The sequence below is a fragment of the Salmonella sp. SJTUF14076 genome (genome assembly GCF_015534835.1).
Classification (GTDB): domain Bacteria; phylum Pseudomonadota; class Gammaproteobacteria; order Enterobacterales; family Enterobacteriaceae; genus Salmonella; species Salmonella enterica.
This window is the reverse complement of record NZ_CP064674.1, coordinates 3,369,210-3,392,519: the sequence shown is the minus strand read 5'-3', so window position 1 is coordinate 3,392,519 and position 23,310 is coordinate 3,369,210. Positions and strand designations below refer to the sequence as shown.

Here is a 23,310-nt window from a genome sequence, read left to right as displayed (position 1 = left end):
TAATCTTGTGCATTAGGTCTTGGCAGTTGCGGCAACTTTGAGCGACAATCTGAAGATCCGAAGCGAAAGCGTCGGGATAATAATAACGATGAAATTCCTCTTTGACGGGCCAATAGCGATATTGGCCATTTTTTTATTTCAATATTTGCGGTAGGTTGCCTTCGCCGTACAGATGTAGCGCCCCTACGGCTACCACGTAGCGTCCCGGCGGCAGTGCCAGCAGCGCGTCGCGCCAGGCTTCATTGCGTTTCACCATCAGTACATCATACAGCGGTTGGCTAAACGTTCTGGGGAGCGAAGCGCCGACGCTGGTCGGCGGCTGTTCAAGCCACCAGCCGATCATCACCTGCAAAAGCCGTGCGTTGGTGTGCCAGTGCGTCAGCGTGTCGTCGAGCAGCGCCATCCCGCCATCGGGCAGATCGCATAGTAGTTCGAGCTGGTGTTTCGCCCCTTCCAGCTCTTGCACCGGCAGCGACATTTCGCGGGCAGCCTGTAATAGCTGATAATCAATGCCATAGTCCGGGCGCAATCCCAGCCGTTGCGCCTGCGTGGCCTGTAGCACCATAGCTATCTGCCATAAAGGTTGATTATCAAAATGGATCAGCGGCATACCCAACTCGCTGACCCGTTTTTCCAGTGCGCTTAGCTGCCCGGCGCTGAGACGTTCGACCAACGGCGGGCATTTGGGGAGATTGCTGAATGGCGTTTCGTTACCAGAAATATCCGCTTCAACGACCAGCGCGTCGGCCTGGCGTAGCTTTTTCACCAGCTTTGCTGGAAGAGGAGCCATATCGCGCGTCCCCATATGAATACTGCCAACCAGATGCAGATGACGACCGCCGGGTAGGGAGAGATCGATAGCAGGCCAACTATTTGGGGTACCACGCAGCGCGCGCCATAAACGTTTAAGTTGATTTAATAACTCCATACGCGCTCCCTTTGAAAAAGCTCATGCTAGCGCGTTGGAGAAAAGGGCGCAATGCGCCCTGACGGGACGTCAACGATCGGTCGGGTTATTCGCTGCCGTCGAGATAGGCCGTTCTGGCGATGGTCATTTCAAGCTGGCATTTATAAATACTGATGCGCTTTTCAGCGGGTATGGCCTCGGATTTTGCATCGCTAAGTTTGCCGCACTGCTGCTCTTTTTTTGTCACCCAGACTCGCTGCTCTTGTTTTAATGCCGTTCGGGCAGAGGCCGATAGCGATTTCCAGACCTGATTAAGCTCGCGATCTCTACTCTCAAATTTCTTTGCTGCGATTTCAATCAGTGAGTTATTTTTTTTCTTTATAATACTATCACCAGATACCGTCATTCTTGCCATTACATAAATAGATCGCGCCAATTTATCGGTTTTTTGCACAGAGGTGACAACAATATCTTTGTTGTTGTCTGCTAGCTGAATATTGTAGTTAACCTGTTTCCAGGTCACCGTATTGTTTATTACCTGTCCATCCCCTTGTGAAATATAGAATAGAGTATTTGGTAAGTCTTTCATTAATTTAAACAATGGCTGAGGAATACCCATGGCGACGGTAGCCGAGCAAGTTCGTAGGTTGGCATTTTCTGGTTGAGGGTTCTGCGTGATTACATCACTGAATTGAACAGGAATAGCCCGGAGTTGTTGCTCGTATTGAGTCTGGGGGATATCGAAGAAAAGCGTGGAGGGCTCTTTAATATAGTCTTGCTGTAAACGACCTAATGCTTCATTATAAATCCACTCTTTTGCCGCCGTGACTGCATTATCGTTGCCACATTTTAACTCTGGAGTGGAATCAAATAACCCTGCATAACTGACGGCGGGAGAAAGCAGGAAAAGAAGCGTAACTGCTTTTCTAAACATAAATAACACATCCTTATGATTCAAAAAAACATTATAAAATGTTGATTTTTATTTTTCTACAGGATGTGCGGTTAAATTTTTATATATTGATACGGTAAATTACTGATGGCTTAATAATATATCAGGCAGCTAATGCTGCCTGATAGAGACTTTTTACGCTTTCGGTTTAAAACGCAATAGCCGGTTGGCATTGCTGACGACGGTAATGGAAGACAGCGCCATTGCCGCGCCCGCTACTACCGGGTTTAACAAGGTACCGGTAAACGGCCACAGAATACCGGCGGCCACCGGGATACCAATGCTGTTGTAGATAAATGCGCCAAGCAGGTTTTGCTTCATATTGCGCAACGTCGCGCGCGAAATGGCCAGCGCATCCGCCACGCCCATCAGACTATGGCGCATCAGCGTAATCGCCGCGGTTTCAATCGCCACATCACTGCCGCCGCCCATCGCGATACCGACGTCCGCCTGCGCCAGCGCGGGCGCATCGTTGATACCATCGCCGACCATCGCAACCTGACGACCCTGGCTTTGCAGACGTTTAATCGCATCGGCTTTGCCATCCGGCAGAACGCCCGCAATCACTTCATCAATGCCCGCTTCTTTGGCAATCGCGTTAGCCGTCGTTGGGTTATCCCCGGTGAGCATTACCAGACGGTATCCGGCGTTGTGCAGGCGTTCAAGCGCGGCAATACTATCGCTGCGCAATGGATCGCGTACCGCCAGTAACGCCGCCGCTTTACCGTCAATCGCCAGCAGGACCGGAGTCGAGCCTTGCGAGGCCTGCGCGGTGATTTCCGCCGTCATATCATCCGTGGCGACGTGCTGTTCGTTCAGCAACGCCTGGTTCCCCAGAAGCAGTTGATGGCCTTCCGCTTCACCGCTGACGCCCAGTCCGCGCAGAGTTCTGAAACCGTTCACCTGCGGCAGTTTATCGTCGCCGGCTTTTTCCAGAATCGCATGGGCCAGCGGGTGGCTGGAGCCTTGTTCGAGCGCGGCTGCCAGACGTAATGCCTGAGCTTCATCAACGCCGTTAAAGGTTTTTACCGCCACCACTTGCGGCTTGCCTTCCGTCAGCGTCCCGGTTTTATCAAAAACGAGGGTATCCAACGTACTGGCGCGTTGCAGGGCATCGGCGTCGCGTACCAGCACGCCGAATTCGGCAGCGCGGCCTACGCCGGAAATAATCGACATTGGCGTCGCCAGGCCTAATGCGCAAGGGCAGGCGATAATCAGTACGGTGGTGGCGATGACCAGCGTATAAACAATTTGCGGCGCCGGACCAAAGAAATACCAGATAGCGGCGCTGAACAGCGCAATGGCCACGACGACGGGAACGAATACCGCGGAGATTTTATCGGCCAGTTGGCCAATTTCCGGTTTACTGCTCTGCGCCTGGCGTACCATGCGAATAATGCGTGACAGCGTGGTATGACTGCCCACCGCGCTGGCGCGGAACAGGACGCTGCCGTCCTGGACGACGGTGCCGGCATGAACGCTGTCGCCTTCGCCTTTTTGCTGCGGAATGGGTTCGCCGGTCAGCATGGCTTCATCAAGCCACGCTTCGCCCTGGGTAATTTCGCCATCCACCGGCACGCGATCGCCGGTAGTGAGCCGCAGCAACATCCCTGGCTGAACGTCCGCCAGCGGGACGCTTTTTTCGCCGTCTTCTGTCACGACGCGTGCGGTGGGCGGGGTGAGATCGAGTAATTTTTCCAGCGCTTTTGAGGAACGCTGACGGGCGCGCGCTTCCAGCATGTGTCCGAGATTAATCAAACCGATAATCATCGCGCTGGCTTCGTAATAGAGGTGCCGCGCTTCCATCGGGAACCACTGCGGCCACAGGTTGACGCTCATGGAGTAGAGCCAGGCGACCCCGGTGCCGAGCGCCACCAGCGTATCCATCGTCGCCGTGCCGTTCAGCAGGCTTTTCCACGCGTTACGGTAAAAGTGACCGCCCGCAAAGACCATCACCGCAAGCGTGATCAGGCCAATAGCCAGCCACAGGCTGCGGTTGTCGCCGGTCACCATCATGTTATCGCCGATCATCCCCCAGACCATGACCGGTATACCGACCGCCAGGGCGACGATGGCCTGCCAGCGAAAACGTTTCATGGTGGCGATGGCGGTTTCCTGCTGGCGCTCGCGGCGTTTGATGTCATCTTCAATCGCCTCTGCGCCGTAGCCGGCTTTTTCCACCGCCTGCACTAAATCAGCGGCGGACGCGCTGCCCATCACCAGCGCAGTGCGTTCCGCCAGGTTTACCCGTGCCTGCGTGACGCCCGGTACGCTTTGTAGCGCATGTTGTACGCGGGTGACACAACTGGCGCAGCTCATGCCGCTTAACAGCAACTGTTGGCTTTCTTCATCGGCCGTCGCTACCGGAAGCTCATGAGGAACCGCTGCCAGTGCTTCCGACGGGATTGATGACTCCGTCAGCGGTTTAGCCTTTGGGTGGCTTAACGTCGCGCCATACCCGGCCTGTTTGATGGTTTCAATTAACGAGTCCGCACTGGCGGTACCGGTAACGTGCGCTTCGGTTACGGTGACGTCCGCCAGCTCAACATCCGGACGTTGTTCAAGACTTTCTTTCACGCGTTTAACGCAATGACCGCAGGACAAACCGTCCAGGGTCAGGTCGATAGTTTGAGACATAGTAAAAACTCCTTTATGATTGGTCATCAATTCATTGACCTTAGTAATCGTAGTGACTCACTGTGATAAAGGTTAAACCTTCCAGCAAGGTTAAGGTCAAGGGGGAAATATGAATATTAGCGATGTGGCGAAAAAAACCGGTTTAACCAGCAAAGCCATTCGGTTTTATGAAGAGAAAGGGCTGGTGACGCCGCCATTACGTAGCGAAAATGGTTATCGCACCTACACGCAGAAGCATTTAAACGAGCTGACGTTGCTGCGACAGGCGAGGCAGGTGGGGTTTAATCTGGAAGAGTGTGGCGAACTGGTCAATCTGTTTAACGATCCGCGACGCCATAGCGCAGATGTGAAAAAGCGGACGCTGGAAAAGGTCGCGGAGATCGAGCGCCATATCAGCGAGCTGCAATCAATGCGCGATCAACTGTTGGCGCTGGCGGAGAGTTGTCCCGGCGATGACAGCGCCGACTGCCCGATTATTGATAATCTTTCCGGCTGCTGTCATCACAAGGCGCAAAAGCCACGTTGATTAAACGGCACGAATGCGTAAGGTGATGCCTTCCACGGCGATCACTTCGACATGCGTACCTGCGCGCAGGTCTTCGTCAGCGCATACCGGCCACGAGCTGTCGCCGACACGCATATGACCCCGTCCGTTCACTAACGCGGCATCAAGCATAAACCGGCGGCCTACCAGTTGTTGTCCGCGTTGGTTAAGGCGGCTGTCGGTCGGCTTTTGTTCCCGCACGCGACGCGCCAGCCAGCGCCACCAAAGCCAGGCCGCCAGTAACGTTAAGGCCGCAAACAGCACGCCCTGCCATTCCCAGCCGAGCGGTAAGAGCCAGACGGTTAAGCCGGTAATCACTGCCGCCACGCCGCTCCACAGCAAATAGCCGTTACCGCCGAGCATTTCCGCAGCCAACAACAGGCCGCCGAGGCTAAGCCAGAAGATATGCGGATGCACCAGAATCATCGCTATCATGCTTTTTTCCGTTCGCTGGCGCTGTCCTTAACCAGCTCGCTGATCCCGGCGATAGCGCCCATCAGACTGCTGGCATCCAGCGGCATCATGACCACTTTGCTGTTATTCGCCGAGCCGATTTGCTGTAACGCTTCGGTGTATTTCTGCGCCACGAAGTAGTTTATCGCCTGAATATCCCCGGCGGCGATGGCTTCAGACACCATCTGCGTAGCGCGGGCTTCCGCTTCGGCGGAACGTTCGCGCGCTTCCGCCTGCAGGAAAGCGGACTGACGTTCGCCTTCGGCTTTCAGAATCTGCGACTGTTTTTCCCCCTCGGCTTTCAGGATTTCCGCCTGACGTACCCCTTCGGCCTCAAGGATATAGGCGCGTTTGGTACGTTCCGCTTTCATCTGGGCGTTCATAGAGGAGATCAATTCCGCGGGCGGGCGGACATCGCGAATTTCGATACGGGTAACTTTAATTCCCCACGGGTTGGTGGCTTCATCGACAATATGCAGCAGCCGCGTGTTGATGCTGTCGCGCTGGGAGAGCATTTCATCCAGCTCCATCGAACCGAGCACCGTACGGATATTGGTCATGGTCAGGTTAATGATCGCCAGTTCCAGGTTACTGACTTCATAGGCGGCGCGCGGCGCATCGATAACCTGAATAAAACAGACCGCATCGATAGTGACGTTGGCGTTATCTTTTGAGATCACCTCCTGCGACGGAATATCCAGCACTTGCTCCATCATATTGATCTTGCGACCAATTCTGTCCATAAACGGTACAACAAGGCTTAATCCCGGCTGCAGGGTTTTGGTGTAACGTCCAAAGCGCTCCACCGTCCACTGGTATCCCTGCGGAACGATTTTGACGCCCGCGCCGACGATCACCAGCGCGACGAAAATGAGAATAGGGATAAGAATGAGCATAGCTAAACCTCCTGTTGCGTTGTCCATAAACCGATTTTGCTGACGAATTAAGCGAATTATACCTGATTCAGTAAAGCATGTTCCCCCCTTATTAATTACAGGGATACACTATCGCTATAAAAATATGAACAACGGATGCGCAATAAATGACAGAACGTAGCATGTTGCTTGAGTTAAAGCAGGTCGGTTACCGGACTGCGACGACAAAAATAGTGAATAACATCAGTTTTACGCTGCAACGCGGCGAATTTAAGTTAATTACCGGTCCTTCTGGCTGCGGAAAAAGTACGTTGTTGAAAATGGTGGCCTCATTAATAAGCCCTGATATCGGCGTGATTCTTTTTGAGGGGCAGGATATTACTACTCTGAGTCCGGAAGCCTATCGCCAGCAGGTTTCTTATTGCGCTCAGACGCCAGCGCTATTTGGCGATACGGTTTACGATAACCTGATTTTTCCCTGGCAAATTCGCCATCAGCGCCCGCAGCCGACAGCCTTCGCAGACGATCTGGCGCGTTTTGAACTGCCGGAGACGATTCTGCAAAAACCGATTACCGCGCTTTCCGGCGGAGAAAAACAGCGTATTGCTCTAATTCGTAATCTACAGTTTCTGCCGAAAATACTGTTACTCGACGAAATAACCAGCGCGCTGGATGAACATAACAAACAGAATGTGAATGATATTATTCATCGCTATGTTTGCGATAAGCAGGTCGCTGTCTTGTGGGTAACGCATGATAAAGATGAAATTCAACACGCGGATAAGGTGATAACGTTAACGCCATCTGCCGGAGAGATGCAGGAGGCGCGTTATGAACGAGCATAATATTACCAATACCTCGCTGGCGTTATCGATGCTGCTGGTGGTGGTCGCGATGCTCATCAGTCACAAGGAAAAGCTGGCGCTGGAAAAAGATATTCTGTGGAGCGTATGCCGGGCGGTGATACAGCTCATTATTGTCGGCTATGTACTGAAATACATCTTTGGCGTTAATCATGCCGCCCTGACGCTGCTGATGGTGCTGTTCATCTGTTTTAACGCCGCCTGGAACGCGCAAAAGCGCAGTAAATATATCGATAAGGCATTTCTCTCCTCGTTTATCGCCATCACCGTCGGCGCCGGGCTAACGCTGACGGTACTGGTGCTTACCGGTTCGATTGAATTTGCGCCGATGCAGGTGATTCCCATCGCTGGCATGGTCGCCGGCAATGCGATGGTGGCGGTAGGGCTGTGCTACAACCAACTGGGGCTGCGTTTTCATAGCGAGCAGCAGCAAATCCAGGAAAAATTAAGTTTGGGCGCAACGCCGAAAATGGCCTCCGCCGGGCTTATCCGCGATAGCATCCGCGCATCGCTTATCCCGACGATCGACTCGGCTAAGACCGTTGGGCTGGTGAGCCTGCCGGGGATGATGTCCGGGCTGATTTTTGCCGGGATCGATCCGGTAAAAGCGATTAAATATCAAATTATGGTAACGTTTATGCTGTTGTCGACAGCCAGCCTGTCTACCATCATTGCCTGCTATTTAACCTACCGGAAGTTCTATAATTCGCGTCATCAGTTGGTAGTGATGCCGCTCAAGAAATCATGATAGTTGCCGGATGATGGCGCAAGCGCCTTATCCGGCCTGAGGACGACAGGTAGGCCAGATAAGCGCGCCATCAGGCAAGAGAGGATTAATACAGTAGCGCGTACAACTGGCGGCGGTATTTCGACGCCAGCGCGTCGCCGGTGCCGAGCGCGGCAAGGATCTCCTGGAAGGTTTTGCGCGTCTGTCCCTCGGCGGCGGCAAGATCTTTTCTCAGATGGCTGAACAGCAATTCCAGCGCTTCTTCATTACGTCCGACCTGGTGCAACTGCAACGCCAGTTGCGTTGCCAAAGCCGCATCCTGCGGATTCTCCGCGACTTGCTGCTGAAGTTGCTGAATTTCCGGCGTATCCGCCGCCTGTTTAAGCAGTTCGATCTGCGCAACCAGCCCCTGGTAACGGGTATCCTGATCCTGTAGCGGTATAGTTTTTAACACCGCTTCGGCCTCTTCAGAGCGGTTCAGCGCAATTTGCGCTTCCGCCAGTAACAGGCCAATCTCACTGTTCTGCGAAGAGAGCTGCCAGGCGTCTTTGAGCAACGGCAGCGCGTCAATGTAGTTGCCCTCCTGCATTAACTGCATCGCTTGTTGCGCTTTTAGCTCTTCTTCGCGCGGCAGTACTTTATCCAGCAGAGCGCGGATCGCCTCTTCCGGCTGCGGCCCCTGGAAACCATCGACCGGTTGGCCATTCTGGAACAGATAGACTGTCGGGATGGCGCGCAGACCAAACTGAGCGGCGATCATCTGTTCGGCGTCGCAGTCCAGCTTTGCCAGAATAAACTGACCGTGGTACTGGGCAGCCAGACTTTCCAGCACTGGCGTTAATTGCAGACAGTGTTGGCTGCGTTCAGACCAGAAATAGAACAGTACCGGCGTGGTCATGGACTGCTCTAAGGTCTGCTGCAGGTTGGATTCATTAATATTGACAATGTTCTGTACGGACATGGCGTCGCTCTCTTTTGTCTGTGTCACGTTTACATGGGGGCTGACGGGCGCGCTTCAACTCAGCTTTGTAAAATTTTATCCAGCATCCGGCCCGGCAATATGCGTTTCAGCGCCATCACCGCCCAGGTGACCAGCGTAACGGGATAGCGCAGCCTGGGTTTATCGCTTGCAAAAGCATGACGTACTTTCGCTACTACCGCGTCAGGATCGCGGGTGAAACGTGCGGCGATGCCGGGATTTTCTACCGGTTTATCACGCTGCGTCTGGTTAACGTTATCGGTAAAACGGGTACGAATCGGCCCCGGTTCTATCAGGCTCACTTTAATGCCTGTGTGCCGTAGCTCCATACGTAGCGCGTCAGACCAGGCTTCGAGCGCATATTTGCTGGCGGCGTAAGCGCCGCGCCCTGGGGTGGAAATCAGCCCCATTACCGATGAGGTCATCACAATGCGTCCTTCGCCATGCGGCAACATGGCGGGAAGTAAGCGCATAGTAAGCTGATGCGCGCCGAAGAAATTACTGGAAAACTGTTGCTCCATCTGCTCACGGCTGATGGTGGAAAGGGGGCCATATACGCCGTAGCCGGCATTGTTAAAGATCCCATACAGACGATTATCGGTCAGGGCGATCACTTCATCGGCGGCACGATCCACGCTTTCAGGGGAGTCGAGATCGATCAACACGCCGGTAAATCCCATACTGTTCATCCGGGCGACATCATCAGGTTTGCGGCAGCCCGCCAGGATTTGAAAGCCCTGGCGTTTAAGCTCAAGCGCGCTGTCCAGACCGATTCCGCTGGAACATCCTGTTATTAAGACCGATTTTTGCATAACTTTACCTGTCAGGATCTCCGTTGATTTAAGAGTCGTGGTTAACTATATCCGTCATACTTCAAGTTGCCTGTGCGTTCGTTTACTCCAGTCACATAGGTATCTATGCTCCTGGAAATTCTCTTACGTGCCGCCTTCATGCAACTCGAATGATTCAGGAGAGAAAAGGGGTCAACTGCTTCGCCATCCAGTCGGCAATAAACGGCTGGGCGTCGCGGTTGGGATGAATACCGTCATCCTGCATCCACTGTGGTTTCAGATATACCTCTTCCATAAAAAACGGTAACAGAGGAATATCGAACTCTTTGGCGAGCTTAGGATAAATGGCGCTAAAGGATTCATTATAACGGCGACCGTAGTTAGCGGGCAGATGAATTTGCATCAGTAACGGTTGGGCATCGGCGGCTTTCACCGTCTGAATGATTTTACGTAGCGTCTGTTCGGTTTGCGCAGGCGCAAAACCGCGTAGGCCATCGTTGCCGCCAAGTTCCACTACTACCCAGCGCGGGTGATGCTGTTGCAACAGCGCCGGCAAACGCGCCAGTCCCTGTTGCGAGGTATCACCGCTTATACTGGCATTAACGACCGACGTTTTGTTTTGCCATTTATCATTAAGGAGCGACGGCCATGCCGCGCTGGCGGCCATACGGTAACCGGCGCTGAGGCTATCGCCCAGAATTAATAAGGTGTCTGCGGCGGCGGCACGGAAAGTTAACAGGATCAAAAACAGGAAGGGCAAATGCCAGCGGAAAACAGTGTTGAAGTTCATCGTCTCAGGAAGTCCGTCGGTCAGGGTGAGCATGAGCTTTCCATCCTTACCGGAGTTGAACTGGTTGTCAAACGCGGCGAAACCATTGCGCTGATTGGCGAATCAGGATCGGGAAAATCTACGCTGCTGGCGATTCTCGCCGGACTGGATGACGGCAGTAGCGGAGAGGTCAGTCTGGTCGGGAAACCGCTTCACCAGATGGACGAAGAGGCGCGGGCGCAGCTTCGCGCTCAGCATGTCGGTTTTGTTTTTCAATCCTTCATGCTTATTCCTACGCTTAACGCGCTGGAAAACGTTGAGCTACCGGCCCTGCTACGCGGTGAAAACAGCGGTCAGAGTAAGGCGGGGGCGAAAGCGCTGCTCGAACAACTGGGACTGGGAAAACGGCTTGACCACCTTCCGGCACAGCTTTCCGGCGGCGAACAGCAGCGCGTAGCGCTGGCGCGCGCGTTTAACGGGCGTCCTGATGTGCTGTTTGCCGATGAGCCGACGGGCAACCTTGACCGTCAGACCGGAGATAAAATCGCCGACCTGCTATTTTCGCTTAACCGCGAGCACGGCACCACGCTGATTCTGGTGACGCACGACCCGGCGCTGGCGGCGCGCTGCGACCGGCGGCTGCGGTTGGTCAACGGTCAGTTACAGGAGGAGGCATGATAGCCCGCTGGTTCTGGCGCGAATGGCGCTCGCCGTCGCTGATTATTGTCTGGCTGGCGTTGAGTCTGGCGGTGGCCTGCGTACTGGCGCTCGGCAGTATTAGCGACCGGATGGAAAAAGGGTTAAGTCAGCAAAGCCGCGAGTTTATGGCAGGCGATCGGACGCTGCAAAGTTCGCGGGAGGTACCGAAAGCCTGGCTTGAAGAGGCGCGTAAACGCGGCCTTAACGTGGGCGAGCAGTTAACCTTTGCGACCATGACGTTTGCCGGCGATACGCCGCAACTGGCCAGCGTGAAGGCGGTAGATAGCGTTTATCCGATGTACGGCGAATTGCAAACCCGTCCAGGCGGAGTGAAACCGCAGCCGGGTAGCGTATTGCTGGCGCCGCGTCTGATGGCGCTGCTTAATTTGAAAACGGGCGATACCATTGATGTCGGCGACGTGACCTTGCGTATTGCCGGTGAAGTGGTGCAGGAGCCGGATTCCGGATTTAACCCTTTTCAGATGGCGCCGCGTCTGATGATGAATATGGCCGATGTGGCAAAAACCGGTGCGATACAGCCGGGGAGCCGCGTGATGTGGCGGTATAAATTCGGCGGAACGCCGCAACAGCTTACTGGCTATGAAAGCTGGCTGTTACCGCAGCTTAAACCGGAACATCGCTGGTACGGGCTGGAGCAGGATGACGGGGCATTGGGGAAATCGCTCGAACGTTCGCAGCAGTTTTTGCTGCTTTCGGCGTTATTAACGCTACTGCTGGCGGTAGCTGCCGTCGCGGTGGCGATGAGCCATTACTGCCGTAGCCGCTACGATCTGGTGGCGATTTTAAAAACGTTGGGCGCGGGCCGGGCCCAGTTGCGTAAACTTATTATCGGACAGTGGTTGATGGTGCTGGGGCTTTCCGCCGTCACGGGAGGCGCGATTGGGTTACTGTTTGAAAACATATTGCTGGTGCTGCTAAAACCGGTATTGCCCGCCGATTTGCCGCCCGCCAGCCTGTGGCCCTGGCTGTGGGCGCTGGGCGCGATGACGGTCATCTCTTTGCTGGTCGGTTTACGGCCTTATCGATTGTTGCTGGCGACCCAGCCGCTACGGGTGCTGCGCCGCGATGTTGTCGCTCGCGTCTGGCCGTTAAAAATTTATTTGCCTGTCGCCTGCGCCGTCGTGGTGGCGTTGCTCGTCGGATTGATGGGCGGAAGTATGCTGTTGTGGGCGGTTCTGGCGGGCGCCGTGATACTGGCGCTGCTGTGCGGTCTGGTGGGCTGGATGCTGCTTAACGTGCTGCGCGGCATGACGTTGACGTCGCTACCGCTGCGTCTGGCCGTCAGCCGACTTCTGCGTCAGCCGTGGTCAACGTTGAGTCAGCTTTCGGCGTTTTCGCTTTCGTTTATGCTGCTGGCGCTCTTGCTGGTGCTGCGCGGCGACCTCCTTGATCGCTGGCAACAGCAGCTCCCGCCGGAAAGTCCGAACTATTTCCTTATCAATATTGCTTCAGAGCAGGTCGCGCCGCTGAAAGCCTTTTTGGCGGAACATCAGGTGATTCCGCAGACGTTTTATCCGATTGTGCGGGCGCGGTTAACCAGGATAAACGGTAATCCGACGGAAGGTCAGCAGGATGAGTCGCTCAACCGTGAACTGAATTTGACCTGGCAGGATACGCGCCCGGCGCATAATCCGCTGGTCGCCGGTCACTGGCCGCCAAAAACGGGCGAAGTCTCCATGGAAGAGGGGCTGGCGAAGCGGCTGAACGTCAAACTCGGCGATAGCGTAACCTTTATGGGCGATACCCAGGCATTTAGCGCTAAAGTCACCAGCCTGCGTCAAGTGGACTGGGAAAGCCTGCGGCCCAACTTTTTCTTCATTTTTCCTTCCGGGGCGCTGGACGGGCAACCACAAAGCTGGCTGACCAGTTTTCGCTGGGAGAATGGCAACGGCATGTTAACGCAGCTTAACCGCGAGTTTCCTACCGTCAGCCTGTTAGATATCGGGGCGATCCTGAAACAGGTGGGACAGGTGCTGGAGCAGGTCAGTCGGGCGCTGGAGGTGATGGTTGTGCTAGTCACCCTCTGCGGCATGTTGCTATTACTGGCCCAGGTACAGGTCGGGATGCGTCAGCGCCATCAGGAGCTGGTGGTGTGGCGCACATTAGGAGCCGGAAAGAAACTGTTGCGTACCACACTCTGGTGCGAATTCGCCATGCTGGGATTAGTTGCCGGGTTGGTCGCCGCGATTGGCGCGGAAACGGCGCTGGCGATCTTACAAATCAACGTTTTTGATTTCCCCTGGGAGCCGGACTGGCGTTTATGGGGCGCACTGCCGTTTTGCGGCGCGCTGCTGCTTTCCGTATGCGGCGGCTGGCTTGGCGTTCGTTTGCTGAAAGGCAAAGCGCTATTCCGACAGTTTAGCGGATGATTCATGATGTGAATAATTTCGCGCCGGTTTTTAAAACGGCGCGTACTTTTTTAGTCGCACAAACTGATAACTCCTTGATTTTTAGTAGCACAAATCATTAAAAAATACACAACACGTAAGGTTTTATAACAGTTATTATTTGCCTGCTAAATGATTTGGATTGGCTATCTATCAAGGAAAATATAATGACAATTAAAATAACAGCGTTGGCGGCATCGATCGGCGCGGCAGTGGCTTTCATGCCTTTCGCTACTCAGGCGGAAATCACCGTTTTAAAACAAGATCCCCAGGCGGGTAATCCACTCAGCCGACTCAATTTCACCGTTGGCGGGAGTATTCGTCCGCAGTTCCAGAATATGACCGGCAATGACGGCGCGAACGGTTATAAACGTAATGGTTTTGATGGCGGGACGCGTTTCCGCTTCGCCGCGGATTATTATCTGTTTGATGATATCAGTTGGATTAGCTATTACGAGCTGGGCGTCAATATCCCTGCGGTATTTGACTGGGATAACCATTATGCGAAGGGCGCGACTGATACCACTCGCCGTATGCTGTATACCGGCTTCAAGAGCGCGACGTGGGGAACGCTGACCTTCGGTCAACAGAACAGCATTTATTACGATGTGGTGGGCGTAAAAACCGATATCTGGGATTACGACATGATAGGTCAGGCGCCGGGCAACGGGATTAACGGCGACTACGATGGTTCTTATCGCACGCGTAAGTCATTGAAGTATAAGAAAAGCATTGGCAATGTCGATCTCTACGCGTCTTATCTGTTCAGCGACGATTATAATGCCAATAACGGCCTGAATTACAAGCGTAAAGGCGGCGGTTCTTTAGGCGCGGATTACCATCTCACCGACGATCTGACCTGGGGGACGGCATGGAACTATACCCGTGCGGAGATGCGCGGCAACGGCAATAAAACTTACGATCAAAATATTGTCGGTACCGCGTTAAGCTGGACGCCGGAAAACTGGACTATCGCCGCAGGCGGCGGTTGGTATCAGAACTTTATGACAACCAAAAAAGTGTCTGTGAATGATTACTTTGCCGGCGATGCGTGGGGTCTGGAATATTTTGTCGGTTACGCTTTCCCGATTGGTCAGTATGCCGTGAAAGCTATTCAACCGTACTTTATGGGCGACCGCATTGAATATGTGAATGGCCGCGACTATCTGCGTACCGATAACGGCGTGGGGATCACCTTCCAACTGGATTATGGTTTCCGCGTTGATTATGAACATGTTTTCACCTACAGCACTGACAATCTGGGCGATATGAACCTGGTGCGTCTGCGTTACGATTTCTAAAGCGTTTTCCTGTGCCGGATGTTGGCGTTAAGACCTCTTATCCGGCATTTCCCTTTACGCCATTCCCGCCTGACACACGCCTGAGCGCCTGCCTCGTACATTTAACGACACACCAGGAAACATCATGAAATAATTTCAAGGACAGCAGGCTGTGATCTGTGTCATGTTAAGAAATAGCCTTTCGTTTGGGCCAAAACAGACGATGCCGCATGAACGGCATCCGGCACAGCATCACACTATTTAAAATGGAGAAATTATGGGATTGCGTCAGAGTTTACGCATTGCGGCCAGCACGCTATTACTGGCCTGCGGATTACAGTTTGCCCATGCCGATGGTTCCCCGCAAACGATCGTATTTGGCGTCGCGCCAGGGCCGTATGGCGACATGGTGAAGCAGGCGATTGCGCCGACATTAAAAGAAAAAGGGTATAAGGTCGTGGTGCGCGAGTTTAGCGACTATGTCCAGCCCAATATGGCGTTAGCTAACGGCAGCATCGACGCCAACCTCTTTCAACATACCCTCTATTTTGACAAATTCACCGCTGACAAAGGGCTGAAGCTCAGCAAACTTATTGTGGTACCGACCGCCGGGATGGGCTTCTATTCACGTAAAATCAACAGCCTGGATGCGCTTAAAAAAGGGGACATTATTACCCTCTCCAACGATCCGACCAACCTGGCGCGCGGCCTTCGCTTCCTGCAATCGTTGGGGCTTATCACGATTAAGGACAATATCGATCCGACCAAAGCCTCTGAACGAGATATCGCCAGTAATCCAAAAGGACTGGTTTTCAAACCGCTGGAAGCCGCACAGCTACCGCGCACGCTGGATGGCGTGACCGGCGCGCTGGTTAACGGGAACTTTGCGGTGGCGGCAGGACTCGATCTCTCCAGCGCGATTAAGCAGGAACACCTGGATGAGAATCTGAAAAATATCATTGCGGTACGCAGTGAAGATGCCGATAAGCCGTTTGCCAAAGATATTGTCGAGGCGGTGAAATCGCCGGCTTATCGCGCGGTTATCGACGATCCAAAGAATATTTATAGCGCCTTCCAGAAACCGGAATGGATGACCGCGACACCCTGATCGCAGCGGTAGCCATCCCCAATTTCTGAGGTGAATATGATTGAAATAGAAAAAGTCTGCGTCGATTTTACCGCCGGTCGCGGTACCCCCACGCGCGCGGTGGATGATGTGAGCCTGCATATCGCCGCGGGCGAGATTTTTGGCATTGTCGGTACCAGCGGCGCAGGAAAAAGCACTCTGCTGCGTACCCTGAACGCCTTAACGCGTCCCAGCCAGGGGCGCGTCAACGTCAACGGCGTGGAAATTTCGGCGCTGGACGGAAAAGCGTTACGTCAGGCGCGGCAGCGTATTGGTATGATTTTCCAGCATTTTAACTTAATGCATACCCGGACAGTGGCGCAAAACGTTGCGTTTAGCCTGAAAGCGGCTGGCTGGGAACGCAGCAAAATCGCGCCACGGGTGGCGGAAATTTTAACGCTGGTGGGCCTTGCCGATAAAGCGAACCGTTTTCCGGTACAGCTCAGCGGCGGGCAAAAACAGCGGGTGGGGATAGCGCGCGCTATCGCTAACCATCCGGATGTGTTGTTGTGTGACGAACCAACTTCCGCTCTGGATCTGGAAACTTCCGCCACGATTCTGGCTCTGCTCAGACAGATCAACGCACAGCTCGGGATTACTATTGTGCTGATCACCCATGAAATGAACGTGATCAAATCTATTTGCGATCGCGTGGCGGTGATGTCGGGCGGTAAGGTTGTGGAATCGGGCGAGGTGTTTGATGTGTTTGCCCACCCGCAACACGCTTTCACACAGCAACTGGTGTCTCATACCCTTAATTTGACCCTGCCGGAACGTTTACGGGAACACCTGCCCGGGCAGTTGCTGAAAATTTTGTTTATCGGCGATTCGGCGGAGCAGCCGGTACTGTCGGAGGTGGCGATCAAGTTTGGCGTCGCGGTCAATATCCTGCATGGCAAGATTGAATATATCGGCGAACGCGCGTTGGGCATTCTGGTGGTGCAATTAACCGCGCCGCATAATCCAACGGCGGTGGCCGCCGCCGTGGAGCATATCCGTCAACGTACCGCACAGGTGGAGGTGATCCGTGGATGATTTATTGCCGGATTTAACGCTGGCGTTCAATGAAACTTTCCAGATGTTGAGTATTTCAACGGTGCTGGCGATTCTTGGCGGTCTACCGCTCGGTTTTCTGATTTTTGTCACCGATCGTCATCTGTTCTGGCAGAACCGTTTTATTTATCTCGTCGCCTCGGTTCTGGTGAATATTATCCGCTCGGTGCCATTTGTTATTTTACTGGTGCTGTTACTGCCGCTAACGCAGCTTTTGCTGGGCAATACCATTGGCCCGATTGCAGCCTCCGTCCCGCTGTCGGTGGCCGCAATCGCGTTTTATGCACGCCTGGTAGATAGCGCGCTCCGTGAAGTCGATAAAGGGATTATTGAGGCGGCGCTGGCATTCGGCGCTAGTCCGATGCGTATTATCTGTACCGTACTGTTGCCGGAAGCCAGCGCAGGGCTGCTGCGCGGCCTGACGATTACGCTGGTAAGCTTAATCGGCTACTCGGCGATGGCCGGGATTGTCGGCGGCGGCGGGGTAGGCGACCTGGCGATTCGCTATGGCTACTACCGTTACGAAACCGAAGTGATGGTTGTTACCGTAGTGGCGCTGATTGTGCTGGTTCAGGTCGTTCAGATGCTGGGCGACTGGCTGGCAAAACGTGCCGACAAGCGCGACAGACACTAAGCCGGCTCAATGTAGCGTCAGCCGGCAATAAAAATAAGCTATTGCGCTTTTAGCCAGTTGGCAACGTCTTGCCATGGGCCGCGAAAAACGATATTCGCGGCTTTTTTCTCCAGTTGATAGCGATACATCGGGTCGTAATATTCGTTAAGTAGCGGAACCAGCCATGCCATATGGCCGTCGGTGCTGCCGCTGGATAATTGCTCCGCCAGCGCCCTATCCAGCGTGTCCGTCAGTTCGGCAAAGCGTTGCAACCCCAGACGGCGGCGAATAGCGAACAGTCCATGATGAAGATATTCACTATACGCCTGCCAACCGGCTTCATCGCCGTAGGCGTGGGTGAAGTCGTGATGCATACGGATGAAATACTCTTCACGCAGTCGTTCCAGACGAAGCGCAAACGGATCTTCCACTACCGCAATGGGGGCCTGCGCCATTCTTTCGCGTAAACACTCAGGCAGATGGTTGGCGCCGATCGTTCGCCCTTCATCTTCCAGTACCCACCTTTTTAGCGTCTGACGCGCGTTAATTTTCAGCAATTCAACGGCAAGTTTGTTTTCAAAACTGGCCTGGCTGAGCTGGGGGTTCAGCGTGCGGCCAAAAGAGGAGCCGCGATGACGCGCGAGACCTTCCAGATCCACGCCGTTGGGCTGTTGTCGCACCAGTTGCGTTTTGCCGCTGCCCGTACAGCCGCCAATTAAAAGTATCGGTTTTTGTGCCAGTTGCCAGGTCGCCTGAATTGCTGTCTGGCGCAGCGCTTTATAGCCGCCTTCAATAAGCGGGCAGTCAATCCCTGTTTCTTGCAGCCAACGTTGTACGATATGTGACCGCTGACCGCCGCGCGCGCAGCACAGATACCCGTTGGGGAAACGTTGATACGCGGCTTTCCAGGCCTCAAGCCGCTGCTGGCGAATGTCGCCGCAAACCAGCCGATGCCCCAACGCTAACGCCGCATCCGCGCCCTGACGTTTGTAGCAGGTGCCGACGGCGGCTCGCTCGTCATCCATCATCAATGGCAGGTTGATAGCGCCCGGCATGGCGCCCTGTTCAAACTCAATCGGCGCGCGTACATCAATTAAAGGCGTATCGGCAAGGAGGAGCGCGCGATAGTCCTGTGCTTTTTGTCTGTCTTGCATAACGTAAAACGTAACCTCAAATCATCCCTTGCGTTATTTTACGCGCCAATTCGCAAAGTGGCTTGATTTTTAACAGCGTACGGTATTGAAAATGGATAAAAAACCGGCTATTTCGGGTTGCCGTTGGGTAAATAATTTCACAATGTCTTCTACCGCTTTGCCTCCGCCAAATTTATGCCAGGCGAGGCTTAACGGTGAGGGCGGACGCATCGTAGGGATGGTACAGCTTACCAGTTCGTTTTTGTCGATCAGCATTTGACAAAGCGGCTGCGGGACAAAACCGATACCGACGCCTGCCAGATGAGCGGCGATTTTGGTTTCCATATCAGGCACGATAATTTCCTTCTGCCCCGGAAGGCGCCAGGCTACCCGCTTGGTCAGCGTACGCGCGCTGTCTTCGATATTAATTGCCGGGAAACGGCGCAACTGCGCTTCTGTTAGAGGCCCGCTGACGTGAGCTAAAGGATGATCCGCGGACATCACAAAACGCCATTGTACGGAACCTAAAGGGTCGAGCATAAAGGTATTAGCCAACGGCTCGGTGCCAGTTACGCCAATCGCCAGCGAAAAACCTTCATACAGGAGCGAATCCCAGACGCCCATATAAATTTGCCGGGAAAAGTGAAACTGAGTGAAAGGGTAACGCGCATTAAGCCACGATAAAAGACTGGCGACCGCTTGCGGGCTATAGAGCAGGTTATTCACCACAATATTGACCTGACGCTCTACGCCGTCGTTAACCTGGCGTAGCTCGTCAGGCATGCTATCCAGCCACGCAAGCCAGTCTTTTGCCTGAGAGAGAAGGTGAGAGCCCGCCGCCGTCAACGAGACGCTTCGCGTTGTACGAAAGAACAGCCCTACGCCGGTATTTTCCTCCAGCAGTTTGATGCGGTAGCTAATGGTTGCCGTGGTTTTACACAGGCGCTCCGCCGCTTTGGAGAAACTCCCCGTTTCGGCAACGCTGATAAAGGTACGCAGTGTTTCCGGGTCAAACATCGTCAGACGCCTCCTTACGATCCTGATAAAACCAGAATTGTTTTCCTATGATTTTTAAGTAGTTTTACATAATAGCCATGTTTGATTTGTGGTCTAAATCTACTTTTGGAAAAATATTCCAACTTTTATGTTGATGTTAAATCCCGAAGGTTTTAGATTGCATGGTATTGAAACCGGACAGAGTCCAAACCGCGGTTAAACGGAATCGAGCTACAAGGGAAAAATAATGAAACTTGAGGTATTACCGTTAGATCAGAAGACGTTCAGCGCTTATGGCGATGTTATTGAGACGCAGGAACGTGACTTTTTTCATATAAACAACGGGTTAGTTGAGCGATATCACGACCTGGCGAAGGTTGAAGTTCTGGAGCAGGATCGCACGCTGATCAGTATTAACAGGGCGCAACCGGCCGCGATGCCTATTGTGGTACATGAACTGGAACGTCATCCTTTAGGTACGCAGGCGTTTGTGCCGATGAACGGCGAGGCTTTTGTCGTTATTGTCGCGCTCGGCGATGATAAACCCGATCTCTCCACGCTGCGGGCGTTTATTAGCAATGGACGGCAGGGCGTCAATTATCACCGTAATGTATGGCATCACCCGCTGTTTGCGTGGCAGACGGTTACCGATTTTCTGACGGTGGATCGCGGTGGCAGCGATAACTGTGATGTTGAAAGTATCCCGACACATGAACTCTGTTTTGCGTGACGCTATTGGCCTTCTTGCATAAGATGAACATATTGTTCATTGTTTATGCTCATATTTTGGGCCGGAGTTAACGTAAATATGACGGAAGTAAGACGACGCGGCAGGCCAGGACAGGCAGAGCCGACTGCGCAGAAAGGCGCTCAGGCGCTGGAGAGGGGCATAGCGATATTGCAATATCTCGAAAGAAGCGGCGGCAGTTCATCAGTTAGCGATATTTCCGGCAGCCTGGATTTACCGCTTTCTACGACGTTTCGCCTGTTAAAGGTACTGCAAGCGGCTGATTTTGTGTACCAGGATAGCCAGCTTGGCTGGTGGCATATTGGTTTAGGCGTATTTAATGTGGGCTCTGCGTATATTCATAATCGCGATGTCCTCTCGGTGGCCGGACCCTTTATGCACCGACTTATGCTGCTTTCTGGCGAGACGGTCAACGTAGCGATTCGCAACGGTAATGAAGCGGTGTTAATCGGTCAAAAGGAGTGCAAATCGATGGTCAGAATGTGCGCGCCCTTAGGGAGTCGTCTGCCGTTACATGCTTCCGGCGCCGGAAAAGCGCTGCTTTACCCGCTCACCGAAGAAGAGCTGGTGGGGATCGTCGTCAATACCGGTTTGCGGCGGTTTACGCCGACCACTCTGGTGGATTTACCTATCCTGCTTAAAAATCTGGAGCAGGCGCGTGAACAGGGCTACACCGTCGACCAGGAAGAACATGTTGTCGGGCTGAATTGTATCGCCTCCGCTATCTATGACGATGCGGGCAGCGTGGTCGCCGCTATCTCAATATCGGGACCGGCTTCCCGGCTGACGGAAGATCGCTTTATCAGCCAGGGTGAACTGGTACGGGATACCGCGAAAGACATCAGTACGGCGCTTGGGCTAAAACCCCCTGTAGCCTGAGCCGCATCCCGCTCGCTGGAGCGGGACTTTTTTAAAATTTTTAAAAGTTGGAAACTTTTTCCAATAAAAAGAGGTAGCAATAAAATGGCAAAAATGAGAGCCGTGGATGCGGCAATGTATGTGCTGGAAAAAGAAGGTATCACCACAGCATTCGGCGTTCCTGGGGCTGCAATCAACCCCTTCTATTTTGCAATGCGTAAGCATGGAGGCATTCGCCATATACTGGCGCGTCATGTGGAAGGCGCTTCGCATATGGCTGAGGGCTACACACGTGCGGCGGCAGGTAATATTGGGGTCTGCCTGGGCACTTCCGGCCCGGCGGGAACCGACATGATCACCGCGCTCTATTCCGCTTCTGCCGACTCTATCCCGATTTTATGCATTACCGGTCAGGCGCCACGAGCGCGTCTGCACAAGGAAGATTTCCAGGCAGTCGATATTGAAGCGATTGCAAAACCAGTCAGCAAGATGGCAGTGACGGTTCGTGAGGCGGCGCTGGTGCCGCGCGTATTACAGCAGGCTTTTCATCTGATGCGCTCAGGCCGCCCAGGTCCTGTACTGGTTGATTTACCGTTTGATGTCCAGGTTGCGGAAATCGAATTCGATCCGGATATGTATGAGCCGTTGCCGGTATATAAGCCAGCCGCCAGCCGCGTACAGATTGAAAAGGCGCTGGAGATGCTGATTCAGTCCGAGCGTCCGGTAATTGTCGCGGGCGGCGGGGTTATTAACGCCGACGCCGCGCCACTGCTGCAGCAGTTTGCCGAACTGACCAACGTACCGGTGATCCCTACCCTGATGGGCTGGGGCTGTATCCCGGACGATCACCCCTTAATGGCGGGGATGGTCGGCCTGCAAACGGCGCACCGCTACGGCAACGCCACTCTGCTGGCATCCGATATGGTTTTTGGCATCGGTAACCGTTTCGCCAACCGTCATACGGGGTCCGTTGAGAAATATACTCAGGGGCGAAAAATCATCCATATCGATATTGAACCGACGCAAATTGGCCGCGTGTTGTGCCCGGATCTGGGCATCGTTTCTGACGCCAAAGCGGCGCTAACGTTGCTGATCGATGTCGCGCAGGAGATGCAAAAAGCGGGGCGTTTGCCATGCCGGAAGACCTGGGTGGACGAATGCCAGCAGCGTAAACGGACTTTGCTGCGTAAAACCCACTTTGACAACGTGCCAGTGAAGCCGCAGCGCGTCTATGAAGAGATGAACAAAGCCTTTGGTCGCGATGTGTGCTATGTCACCACCATTGGATTGTCGCAAATCGCGGCAGCGCAGATGCTGCATGTGTTTAAAGACAGACACTGGATCAACTGCGGCCAGGCGGGGCCTCTTGGCTGGACAATCCCGGCGGCATTAGGGGTTTGTGCTGCCGATCCGCAACGCAATGTGGTGGCGATTTCCGGCGATTTCGACTTCCAGTTCCTGATTGAAGAGTTAGCCGTCGGCGCGCAGTTTAACATTCCGTATATCCATGTGCTGGTTAACAACGCTTATCTTGGCCTGATTCGTCAGTCGCAGCGCGCATTTGACATGGACTACTGCGTGCAGCTCGCCTTTGAAAATATCAACTCCAGCGAAGTGAATGGCTATGGCGTTGACCATGTAAAAGTGGCGGAAGGATTAGGCTGTAAAGCCATTCGTGTCTTTAAACCGGAAGATATTGCGCCTGCATTTGAACAAGCCAAAGCGCTGATGGCGCAATATCGCGTTCCGGTGGTGGTGGAAGTCATTCTGGAACGCGTAACCAATATTTCCATGGGCAGCGAACTGGATAACGTAACCGAGTTTGAAGAGGTTGCGGATAGTGCGAAAGATGCGCCAACAGAAACCTGTTTTATGAAATATGAGTAAGGGAGGTAATCG

Annotated in this window: 22 protein-coding genes; 12 read left to right on the top strand and 10 right to left on the bottom strand. The window is 53.7% G+C overall.

From position 1 onward, the window contains the following. Nucleotides 1-133: 133 nt before the first annotated feature. The 3 genes from HU143_RS16570 to copA all read right to left on the bottom strand — a co-directional run bounded on the left by HU143_RS16570 (nt 134) and on the right by copA (nt 4,496). The gene (locus HU143_RS16570) at nt 134-928 is read right to left on the bottom strand and encodes a TraB/GumN family protein (RefSeq protein WP_000421861.1); all 795 of its coding nucleotides are present in this window, start codon (nt 926-928) and stop codon (nt 134-136) included. Nucleotides 929-1,013: 85 nt separating this feature from the next. Continuing rightward, the gene (locus HU143_RS16565) at nt 1,014-1,841 is read right to left on the bottom strand and encodes a lysozyme inhibitor LprI family protein (RefSeq protein ID WP_023227347.1); all 828 of its coding nucleotides are present in this window, start codon (nt 1,839-1,841) and stop codon (nt 1,014-1,016) included. A 153-nt stretch (nt 1,842-1,994) separates the two neighbouring features. Next, entirely contained in the window at nt 1,995-4,496 is a 2,502-nt protein-coding gene (gene copA, locus HU143_RS16560; RefSeq protein ID WP_023137943.1) for a copper-exporting P-type ATPase CopA, read from the bottom strand. A gap of 109 nt (nt 4,497-4,605) precedes the next feature. On the opposite strand from copA, the gene cueR reads away from it, so the two are divergent. Beyond that, the gene (gene cueR, locus HU143_RS16555; RefSeq protein WP_001026760.1) at nt 4,606-5,022 is read left to right on the top strand and encodes a Cu(I)-responsive transcriptional regulator; all 417 of its coding nucleotides are present in this window, start codon (nt 4,606-4,608) and stop codon (nt 5,020-5,022) included. Here the strand turns inward: cueR and HU143_RS16550 are convergent, their stop codons facing one another. Beyond that, nucleotides 5,023-5,475 carry an NfeD family protein gene (locus tag HU143_RS16550; protein ID WP_000561177.1) on the bottom strand — a complete coding sequence of 151 codons (453 nt, stop codon included), beginning with the start codon at nt 5,473-5,475 and terminating at the stop codon, nt 5,023-5,025. Beyond that, nucleotides 5,472-6,389: an SPFH domain-containing protein gene (locus HU143_RS16545; RefSeq protein WP_000906146.1), complete on the bottom strand. Its 918-nt coding sequence runs from the start codon at nt 6,387-6,389 to the stop codon at nt 5,472-5,474. Before HU143_RS16545 ends, HU143_RS16550 begins: the two co-directional genes overlap by 4 nt. A gap of 146 nt (nt 6,390-6,535) precedes the next feature. Here HU143_RS16545 and fetA point away from each other — a divergent pair, with 146 nt between their 5' ends. Both fetA and fetB read left to right on the top strand, forming a co-directional pair. Further along, nucleotides 6,536-7,213, top strand: coding sequence for an iron efflux ABC transporter ATP-binding subunit FetA (fetA, locus tag HU143_RS16540; protein ID WP_023227348.1), 678 nt, complete (start codon nt 6,536-6,538; stop codon nt 7,211-7,213). Next, entirely contained in the window at nt 7,200-7,979 is a 780-nt protein-coding gene (gene fetB / locus HU143_RS16535) for an iron efflux ABC transporter permease subunit FetB (protein ID WP_001002130.1), read from the top strand. The genes fetA and fetB overlap by 14 nt, the downstream gene beginning before the upstream one ends. Nucleotides 7,980-8,064: 85 nt before the next feature. Here the strand turns inward: fetB and cnoX are convergent, their stop codons facing one another. The 3 genes from cnoX to tesA all read right to left on the bottom strand — a co-directional run bounded on the left by cnoX (nt 8,065) and on the right by tesA (nt 10,518). Then, nucleotides 8,065-8,919 carry a chaperedoxin gene (gene cnoX, locus HU143_RS16530; protein ID WP_000116060.1) on the bottom strand — a complete coding sequence of 285 codons (855 nt, stop codon included), beginning with the start codon at nt 8,917-8,919 and terminating at the stop codon, nt 8,065-8,067. Between the two features lie 59 nt (nt 8,920-8,978). Then, nucleotides 8,979-9,749, bottom strand: a complete 771-nt coding sequence (locus HU143_RS16525; RefSeq protein WP_001172802.1) for an SDR family oxidoreductase — start codon at nt 9,747-9,749, stop codon at nt 8,979-8,981. Between the two features lie 154 nt (nt 9,750-9,903). After that, nucleotides 9,904-10,518, bottom strand: a complete 615-nt coding sequence (gene tesA, locus HU143_RS16520; RefSeq protein WP_001010574.1) for a multifunctional acyl-CoA thioesterase I/protease I/lysophospholipase L1 — start codon at nt 10,516-10,518, stop codon at nt 9,904-9,906. On the opposite strand from tesA, the gene ybbA reads away from it, so the two are divergent. From ybbA to HU143_RS16490, 6 genes are all read left to right on the top strand, one after another. Further along, nucleotides 10,489-11,175, top strand: coding sequence for a putative ABC transporter ATP-binding protein YbbA (gene ybbA / locus HU143_RS16515; protein WP_001110598.1), 687 nt, complete (start codon nt 10,489-10,491; stop codon nt 11,173-11,175). The genes tesA and ybbA overlap by 30 nt on opposite strands. Further along, nucleotides 11,172-13,586, top strand: coding sequence for a putative ABC transporter permease subunit YbbP (ybbP, locus tag HU143_RS16510; RefSeq protein ID WP_023193412.1), 2,415 nt, complete (start codon nt 11,172-11,174; stop codon nt 13,584-13,586). Before ybbA ends, ybbP begins: the two co-directional genes overlap by 4 nt. Before the next feature lie 185 nt (nt 13,587-13,771). Then, nucleotides 13,772-14,905 carry a porin gene (locus tag HU143_RS16505; RefSeq protein ID WP_023227349.1) on the top strand — a complete coding sequence of 378 codons (1,134 nt, stop codon included), beginning with the start codon at nt 13,772-13,774 and terminating at the stop codon, nt 14,903-14,905. Between the two features lie 256 nt (nt 14,906-15,161). Continuing rightward, complete coding sequence (locus HU143_RS16500; RefSeq protein ID WP_000524311.1) at nt 15,162-15,992, top strand: MetQ/NlpA family ABC transporter substrate-binding protein; 831 nt, start codon at nt 15,162-15,164, stop codon at nt 15,990-15,992. A gap of 36 nt (nt 15,993-16,028) precedes the next feature. Then, nucleotides 16,029-17,045: a virulence-associated ABC transporter ATP-binding protein SfbB gene (gene sfbB / locus HU143_RS16495; RefSeq protein WP_000569660.1), complete on the top strand. Its 1,017-nt coding sequence runs from the start codon at nt 16,029-16,031 to the stop codon at nt 17,043-17,045. Continuing rightward, the gene (locus HU143_RS16490) at nt 17,038-17,697 is read left to right on the top strand and encodes a methionine ABC transporter permease (protein ID WP_000342247.1); all 660 of its coding nucleotides are present in this window, start codon (nt 17,038-17,040) and stop codon (nt 17,695-17,697) included. Before sfbB ends, HU143_RS16490 begins: the two co-directional genes overlap by 8 nt. A 38-nt stretch (nt 17,698-17,735) precedes the next feature. Here the strand turns inward: HU143_RS16490 and mnmH are convergent, their stop codons facing one another. Both mnmH and allS read right to left on the bottom strand, forming a co-directional pair. Beyond that, nucleotides 17,736-18,830 carry a tRNA 2-selenouridine(34) synthase MnmH gene (gene mnmH, locus HU143_RS16485; protein ID WP_001154077.1) on the bottom strand — a complete coding sequence of 365 codons (1,095 nt, stop codon included), beginning with the start codon at nt 18,828-18,830 and terminating at the stop codon, nt 17,736-17,738. Between the two features lie 69 nt (nt 18,831-18,899). Further along, nucleotides 18,900-19,826: an HTH-type transcriptional activator AllS gene (gene allS, locus HU143_RS16480; protein ID WP_023227350.1), complete on the bottom strand. Its 927-nt coding sequence runs from the start codon at nt 19,824-19,826 to the stop codon at nt 18,900-18,902. A 226-nt stretch (nt 19,827-20,052) separates the two neighbouring features. Between allS and allA the strand changes: the two genes are divergently transcribed. The 3 genes from allA to gcl all read left to right on the top strand — a co-directional run bounded on the left by allA (nt 20,053) and on the right by gcl (nt 23,298). Continuing rightward, nucleotides 20,053-20,535, top strand: a complete 483-nt coding sequence (gene allA, locus HU143_RS16475) for an ureidoglycolate lyase (protein ID WP_000764659.1) — start codon at nt 20,053-20,055, stop codon at nt 20,533-20,535. A gap of 78 nt (nt 20,536-20,613) precedes the next feature. Beyond that, nucleotides 20,614-21,432 (top strand): HTH-type transcriptional repressor AllR, encoded by an 819-nt coding sequence (gene allR, locus HU143_RS16470; protein ID WP_000141265.1) that lies wholly within the window; start codon nt 20,614-20,616, stop codon nt 21,430-21,432. An 84-nt stretch (nt 21,433-21,516) separates the two neighbouring features. Continuing rightward, nucleotides 21,517-23,298 carry a glyoxylate carboligase gene (gene gcl, locus HU143_RS16465; RefSeq protein WP_023227351.1) on the top strand — a complete coding sequence of 594 codons (1,782 nt, stop codon included), beginning with the start codon at nt 21,517-21,519 and terminating at the stop codon, nt 23,296-23,298. The last annotated feature ends 12 nt before the right edge of the window (nt 23,299-23,310 follow it).

Excerpts from the sequence above, each read along its gene's own strand:
- HU143_RS16570 (WP_000421861.1), bottom strand. The coding sequence starts at position 928 with ATGGAGTTATTAAATCAACTTAAACGTTTATGGCGCGCGCTGCGTGGT.
- HU143_RS16565 (WP_023227347.1), bottom strand. The coding sequence starts at position 1,841 with ATGTTTAGAAAAGCAGTTACGCTTCTTTTCCTGCTTTCTCCCGCCGTC.
- copA (WP_023137943.1), bottom strand. The coding sequence starts at position 4,496 with ATGTCTCAAACTATCGACCTGACCCTGGACGGTTTGTCCTGCGGTCAT.
- cueR (WP_001026760.1), top strand. The coding sequence starts at position 4,606 with ATGAATATTAGCGATGTGGCGAAAAAAACCGGTTTAACCAGCAAAGCC.
- HU143_RS16550 (WP_000561177.1), bottom strand. The coding sequence starts at position 5,475 with ATGATAGCGATGATTCTGGTGCATCCGCATATCTTCTGGCTTAGCCTC.
- HU143_RS16545 (WP_000906146.1), bottom strand. The coding sequence starts at position 6,389 with ATGCTCATTCTTATCCCTATTCTCATTTTCGTCGCGCTGGTGATCGTC.
- fetA (WP_023227348.1), top strand. The coding sequence starts at position 6,536 with ATGACAGAACGTAGCATGTTGCTTGAGTTAAAGCAGGTCGGTTACCGG.
- fetB (WP_001002130.1), top strand. The coding sequence starts at position 7,200 with ATGAACGAGCATAATATTACCAATACCTCGCTGGCGTTATCGATGCTG.
- cnoX (WP_000116060.1), bottom strand. The coding sequence starts at position 8,919 with ATGTCCGTACAGAACATTGTCAATATTAATGAATCCAACCTGCAGCAG.
- HU143_RS16525 (WP_001172802.1), bottom strand. The coding sequence starts at position 9,749 with ATGCAAAAATCGGTCTTAATAACAGGATGTTCCAGCGGAATCGGTCTG.
- ybbA (WP_001110598.1), top strand. The coding sequence starts at position 10,489 with ATGCCAGCGGAAAACAGTGTTGAAGTTCATCGTCTCAGGAAGTCCGTC.
- tesA (WP_001010574.1), bottom strand. The coding sequence starts at position 10,518 with ATGAACTTCAACACTGTTTTCCGCTGGCATTTGCCCTTCCTGTTTTTG.
- ybbP (WP_023193412.1), top strand. The coding sequence starts at position 11,172 with ATGATAGCCCGCTGGTTCTGGCGCGAATGGCGCTCGCCGTCGCTGATT.
- HU143_RS16505 (WP_023227349.1), top strand. The coding sequence starts at position 13,772 with ATGACAATTAAAATAACAGCGTTGGCGGCATCGATCGGCGCGGCAGTG.
- HU143_RS16500 (WP_000524311.1), top strand. The coding sequence starts at position 15,162 with ATGGGATTGCGTCAGAGTTTACGCATTGCGGCCAGCACGCTATTACTG.
- sfbB (WP_000569660.1), top strand. The coding sequence starts at position 16,029 with ATGATTGAAATAGAAAAAGTCTGCGTCGATTTTACCGCCGGTCGCGGT.
- mnmH (WP_001154077.1), bottom strand. The coding sequence starts at position 18,830 with ATGCAAGACAGACAAAAAGCACAGGACTATCGCGCGCTCCTCCTTGCC.
- allS (WP_023227350.1), bottom strand. The coding sequence starts at position 19,826 with ATGTTTGACCCGGAAACACTGCGTACCTTTATCAGCGTTGCCGAAACG.
- allA (WP_000764659.1), top strand. The coding sequence starts at position 20,053 with ATGAAACTTGAGGTATTACCGTTAGATCAGAAGACGTTCAGCGCTTAT.
- allR (WP_000141265.1), top strand. The coding sequence starts at position 20,614 with ATGACGGAAGTAAGACGACGCGGCAGGCCAGGACAGGCAGAGCCGACT.
- gcl (WP_023227351.1), top strand. The coding sequence starts at position 21,517 with ATGGCAAAAATGAGAGCCGTGGATGCGGCAATGTATGTGCTGGAAAAA.